The 5,579-nt window shown below is 45.7% G+C and carries 6 protein-coding genes; 5 read left to right on the forward strand and 1 reads right to left on the reverse strand.

Annotated elements, in window-relative coordinates; translation table 11 throughout:
* A partial coding sequence (locus tag H6F50_RS11800) for a low temperature requirement protein A (protein WP_242028993.1) occupies positions 1-1,266 on the forward strand: 1,266 nt, incomplete at its 5' end.
* 192 nt (positions 1,267-1,458) lie between these two features.
* On the opposite strand, the gene H6F50_RS11805 is transcribed toward H6F50_RS11800, so the two are convergent.
* Positions 1,459-3,150 (reverse strand): dolichol-phosphate mannosyltransferase, encoded by a 1,692-nt coding sequence (locus tag H6F50_RS11805; protein WP_199292113.1) that lies wholly within the window; start codon positions 3,148-3,150, stop codon positions 1,459-1,461.
* Between the two features lie 640 nt (positions 3,151-3,790).
* On the opposite strand from H6F50_RS11805, the gene H6F50_RS27575 reads away from it, so the two are divergent.
* The 4 genes from H6F50_RS27575 to H6F50_RS11820 form a co-directional block, all read left to right on the forward strand.
* Positions 3,791-3,922, forward strand: coding sequence for a hypothetical protein (locus tag H6F50_RS27575; protein ID WP_277878891.1), 132 nt, complete (start codon positions 3,791-3,793; stop codon positions 3,920-3,922).
* Positions 3,919-5,079, forward strand: coding sequence for a 7,8-didemethyl-8-hydroxy-5-deazariboflavin synthase subunit CofH (cofH, locus tag H6F50_RS11810; protein ID WP_190428845.1), 1,161 nt, complete (start codon positions 3,919-3,921; stop codon positions 5,077-5,079). The genes H6F50_RS27575 and cofH overlap by 4 nt, the downstream gene beginning before the upstream one ends.
* Positions 5,063-5,203, forward strand: a complete 141-nt coding sequence (locus H6F50_RS11815; protein ID WP_190428846.1) for a hypothetical protein — start codon at positions 5,063-5,065, stop codon at positions 5,201-5,203. Before cofH ends, H6F50_RS11815 begins: the two co-directional genes overlap by 17 nt.
* A gap of 8 nt (positions 5,204-5,211) precedes the next feature.
* Positions 5,212-5,579 (forward strand): DUF3352 domain-containing protein (locus H6F50_RS11820; protein ID WP_190428847.1); only part of this gene is annotated, 368 nt, incomplete at its 3' end.

Here is a 5,579-nt window from a genome sequence, read left to right on the forward strand (position 1 = left end):
GCGATCGCTACAGAAAGATTCGATTTTCTATGGGATATTATCTGCATAATCCTCTCGGAAATTAGAGAGTGCAAGATGATTAAAACTTTGTGGCAACCTCCCCGCCTGCGGACGCCTGAAGAGAACGAAAAAGAACGCCGCGCGACTTGGTTAGAACTCTTTTATGACTTGGTATTTGTGGCAGCGATCGCGGAAGTGGCGCATAATCTCAACGAACACGTCTCGCTGCTGGGTTTTTTGGGTTATATGCTGCTGTTTGTGCCGATTTGGTGGTCTTGGGTTGGGGCGACTTTTTACGCAAGTCGGTTCGATACTGACGACTTAGGACACCGACTGCTGACATTACTGCAAATGATTGCGATCGCAGTGCTGGCAGTAAACGTGCATTACGGCTTAGGAAAAACTTCCGACGGCTTTGCCCTTTCCTACGTAACTGTTCGATGTATTTTAATTTTCCAGTATCTAAGTGCTGGATACTTTGTCGTGGCAGCGCGGAAGTTGACAACTTGGTACGTGATAGGCTTTAGCATCGCCGCCGCCATCTGGCTAATCTCAATTTTTGTCCCAATTCCTTGGCGGTTTTGGCTTTGGGGACTGGGATTTGTGATTGACTTTGGCACACCTCTCACCGCCAGACAGTTGGCTGCCAAGGTGCCGCCGAGCTTTTCACACATCCCAGAACGTTTAGGCTTATTTACGATTATCGTTTTGGGCGAGGCGGTGATTGGCGTAGTCAAAGGCGTTTCTCAGCTGCAATGGGGTATTGCATCTGCCACTGTCGCTGTGCTGGGGATGATAGTTGCTTTTAGCCTGTGGTGGATCTACTTTGACAGCGTGGATGGCTCACCCCTGCGGAGGATGGGAACTGGCAACCTGAACTTTGGTTTAATCTGGCTCTATTCCCATTTACCCCTCGCCATTGGCATTGCTGCTGCTGGTGTGGGTGTGGAACATATTGTCGTATCCAGCAAAACGGCAGGAGCATTACCCAGTAACGAACGATGGCTGATCTGCGGCGCTGTGACGATGTGTTTGATAGCCTTGGCGGTGATTCACCTGATTACCTGTACTTTAGGGACAAAGCGACACCGTAAGATTTTAGCCGCCTATCGTTTGGGTTCTGCGGCTTTTATTCTGGTGATTGCGATCGCGGGTGCGGCTTTGTCACCGATTACAGTCGTTGGGTTGGTAGCTTTAGCTTGTGCTGTGCAAGTGGTGCTGGGTTTCCTGACACCCCCTCACGTTCAGCCTGAGGCAAAGTACTGATCGACACGATAAAGGTATTCAGCCAGCCTCAGACTTGGAAAGCGATCGCCCACTTTCCTCAAAATTGCGTGCGATCGCGAGAATTCCAACCTCTAACGCACTCGATAGTTTCTAGCTTCCTCCCTCTAAAGGGATGAAGCAGGAACCGCAGAAGAGGATGAGGCTGGCGCTACGGGCAAACAGCTTAACAATTTATCTTCGATTGCTGAAGGCAGGAACCGCAGAAGAGGATGAGGCTGGCGCTGGGGGCGATCGCTGCCCAATCGATGCCTGGAATATAGGATAATTCCCATATTTTCCTAAAGGTAAGAATTCCATCGTAAACTGCTGGTTTTTTAAAGGCAGCTTTACCTCTTCAGGCTTTTTCTCAGAGATTTGGCAGGAACGAGTGTAATAGCAGACATAAATAAACTTCTCTTTTTTCTGCTCAAGTAACGCCTCGCCCAAAGTTTGTAAATCCTGAGGTTCTTTCGTCAGGAAAAATACTTTTTCAAGTAGGGGTGCTTGGAGAACTTGAGCAACATATTGGTTGGACATCGCGACTACTGTTTCTGGTTGCGATCGCAAAAACTGAATAGCTGGGGAAATGCCTTGATAATTTTTACTGAGATAAGCCGTACCGGAGTAAGTGTTTTTATAAACCCCAATTATAAAAAGCACCAAGAAAATAACCGTACCTATTTTTTTGATACTTCTGTTCGCCAATCTCCGGACAAATTCAAACTCTTTGATTGCGACTAAGCAAATTAGCGGTACCAAAACCAGCAAAAATCGAGACCCCCATTGTTTGCCTCCAGCACCAGCCGGAACCATTACCGCAACCGCTACAGTAAATAAGAAACAGATTGCATAGATAACCGTCATTCCCAAGCTTAGTTTTAGCTTTTGTCGGCTAAATAAACTCACTCCTAAATATAAAATTGCAAATAAGGTTAGGGGAAAATACTCAAACAAGCCAGAACTCATTTGATTAAAATTTGCCACCGCCACTAATAATCTATCGACTAGCGAGAATTTCTCTACTATCTGAACGGAATGCATTCCTAGAGGATGCTTGTAAATCAATGTATTCAGCACAAAGAAGATGGCAATCGTTAAAAATGTGCTGACAACAAAGAGTTCCTTTCTTCTCGCTAAAAACTGCACTTTTTTTAATTTTAAAAAAGATGCAGCATAAACCAGGACAGCCAAAAACGCGACAATGCCTAGAATTTCTTCTCTAAACCAAACAGATAAGCCAATAAATATCCCACTTAATACAGCATCCTTTTTAGACAACCCTTCTGTCCCCGGTATTAATAAAGTTGCCATTCCGTGAAAGCAAAGCGCTACAGCGAGGCTATGTTCCCAATACATCGCGCTATAGATAGATAAAGGCGAAGCAAAAATTAGGATTGCAAGCGCGATCGCTGTGCTAAAAGCGTTTAATTTCAACCGTCTGCAAGCAAAATAAAAACTTACCCATACAGCCCAAGTTGCAATCAAGGGAACGACGTATAATCCTCTATAGCCGAAAAGCGCTTGGAAAGGTGCGGTAACAAGGGGAAAAGTAAACGGAAAGGTGATGAAGTACTGCCCAAATCTGTTATAGACAAACGGTTCTTGAAACGGGTATAATCCACTTTGCCAAAGATTCCGAACCCAGTCTTCTACAGGTAAGTTCAGGTCAAAGCGAAACTGCCCGCTGCTAAATTGTTTCGCTAACAAAGCTTTAAGCCCAGCATCTCCACTAAAAAAGACATCATTTGGGAGTTGCGATTGCAAAAACAGTGAAAATAAAACGCCCGCTAGAATAATGAGTAAGGGAAATCTATATTGGTTGATTTTAGCCTTACTATCAGAATCGCTAGGATTGGATGTAACATCTCTCCACGTTTTTGACATATAATTTCTCATTTTTTTATTTCCTCAATTTACAAGCATTAATATTAAATACAAGATTCACAACCGGCTCTCGTTTGGGTAAAGATTCCTTCCATAATTTTTACCAACTATCCCTTTACTTGGGTATTGTAAAAATTGGCTACTTACGTAAGGTCGGGCAATCCTCAAAATAGGTTCGCTATATTTTACGCAATTAGACTGAAATTCTACGACAAAGAATAGGCTATCTTTACTAAATCTTCAAATAATGGCTATTTTTCACCTGAAGTTGTAAAGATTAGGTGAAGTGAGGTCTAAACTATACAGAAATGAAATAAAGGCTGAGCCACTATGGTCGCAACTAATAAAACTAAGTAGAATCTGTAAATTTAGAAACAGTTTTCATCGATAGTCTTCCTAACAAACCGATAATTTAACTAAACTGCCCTCCGGATGCATAGAGAGATAAATTTTGATTCAATGCTTGTAAGCAATTTCCTGACACAATAGCTAACTCTTTCTCCAGCCGATTTGCTACTGCGCTTATGGGTGTCCGATTATAAATAATTTCTATTTCATACCATTAAATTGCTCGGTATTTCCCTAAAATTGCTCATTCTAGAAAACAACCTAGAGGCTTGGTGAAAAATTAGGCACAATTTTGAGTTTAGAGCGAATTTCGCTACCCGATGAACCCGTGAAACTGACTGCTGGCGCTACTAGCGAACTCCCAGAAAAAACATTTACTGCCAAAATTGAGAAGAGTGACCTACTTTACCGGGAAGTGCTGTGACGACTAAAACTGTTGATGCCATTCTTGAGGGTGCCCTGGCAGGTGGCGATTTGTCACAAGAAGAGGGAGTTGTACTATTAAAGCAAACCGATCCAGATGTCCAGTCAGCGATTCGGGAAACAGCTGATAAGCTGCGACTCAGGCAAGCGGGTGAGGCTGTCACCTACGTAATCAATCGCAATATTAACTTCACCAATATCTGCGAACAGCACTGTAGTTTCTGCGCCTTTCGCCGGGATGAAGACGAAGAAGGCGCATTTTGGTTAGAGAGTCCCCAAATTTTGGAAAAAGCGGCTGATGGAGTCCGGCGGGGAGCGACGGAGATTTGTATGCAGGGGGGACTCCATCTTGGGGCAAAAATTAATGGTGCTTCTTTGCCTTATTACCTGCAACTGGTGAAGACAATCAAAGAGGAATTTCCCCAACTGCACCTACACGCCTTCTCCCCCCAGGAAGTGCAATTTATTGCCAGGGAAGATGGTCTTAGCTACGAGTCGGTGATTGCGGCGCTGCGAGATGCCGGTGTTGGCTCAATGCCAGGGACGGCGGCGGAAGTTTTGAACGATGAAGTGCGGCGCGTCCTTTGTCCGGAAAAGCTGGATACCGCAACTTGGCTGGAAATTGTGGGAACAGCACACAAGTTGGGAATGCCAACCACTAGCACCATGCTTTCGGGTCATATTGAGACACCAGAACAGCAGATACAGCATTTAGACAAGTTGCGATCGCTCCAACAAACTGCTGTTACCCAAGGATATCCTGCCCGGATTAGCGAATTTATCCTATTACCTTTCGTTGGACAAGAAGCCCCCAAACCCCTGCGTCGTCGGGTGGGGAGAGATCAACCAATTTTAGAAGACGCCCTGTTGCTGACTGCTGTGGCGCGAATTTTCTTAGGAAATTGGATTCCCAACCATCAACCCAGCTGGGTGAAACTCGGTCTTGCAGGTGCGGTGGAAGCCCTGAAATGGGGCTGCAATGACATCGGCGGCACCTTAATGGAGGAGCATATTACAACAATGGCTGGGGCAGTGGGTGGCACCTGCATGGAAGTGGAAACTTTGCAGTCAGCGATTCGTTCATTAGGGCGTCCTTACCAACAACGGGATACACTCTACAGAGTGCTAAAGAGGGACACGGTTGCTGTTCTCTCCTGAGCGGGCAGTTAATATTTGGCTCGACTCAGATCCGGGCGTCAGCGTTGCACAGCATTGGCATCCGAATCAGTCGGTTGTTGCTCAAGATAGCTCGCCCGAATGCGAAAGCTCCTACGACTCTTGACTTGGTTTATGCCTCAGAAAAATCAACGTTCCCTTCTGACTGTGGCAGCTGCCGTGTTGCTGATTGCTGGCGGCGCAGTAACTTACTGGCTGCTGATGCAGCGGAATCTATTTCAGGCTGATGTCCCGGTGGGTGCCGAAATGGTTCCCCAGGATACCTTGCTCGCCGTGTCAGTCTCGACTGATGAAAAGCAATGGCAGCAACTGCGGCAATATGGCACTCCCGCTAGCCAAGCCGCATTTGGCAAACAACTCGCCGAACTGGAAAAAAATCTCCTCACTGCTAACGGCTACAACTACCAGCAAGATATCAAGCCTTGGGTGGGTAAAGAAGTCACGATCGCTTTTTTGTCACAGCAGTTACCCCAGAATCCCAA

The organism is Coleofasciculus sp. FACHB-712, from assembly GCF_014695635.1.
Taxonomy (GTDB): Bacteria; Cyanobacteriota; Cyanobacteriia; order Cyanobacteriales; family FACHB-T130; genus FACHB-T130.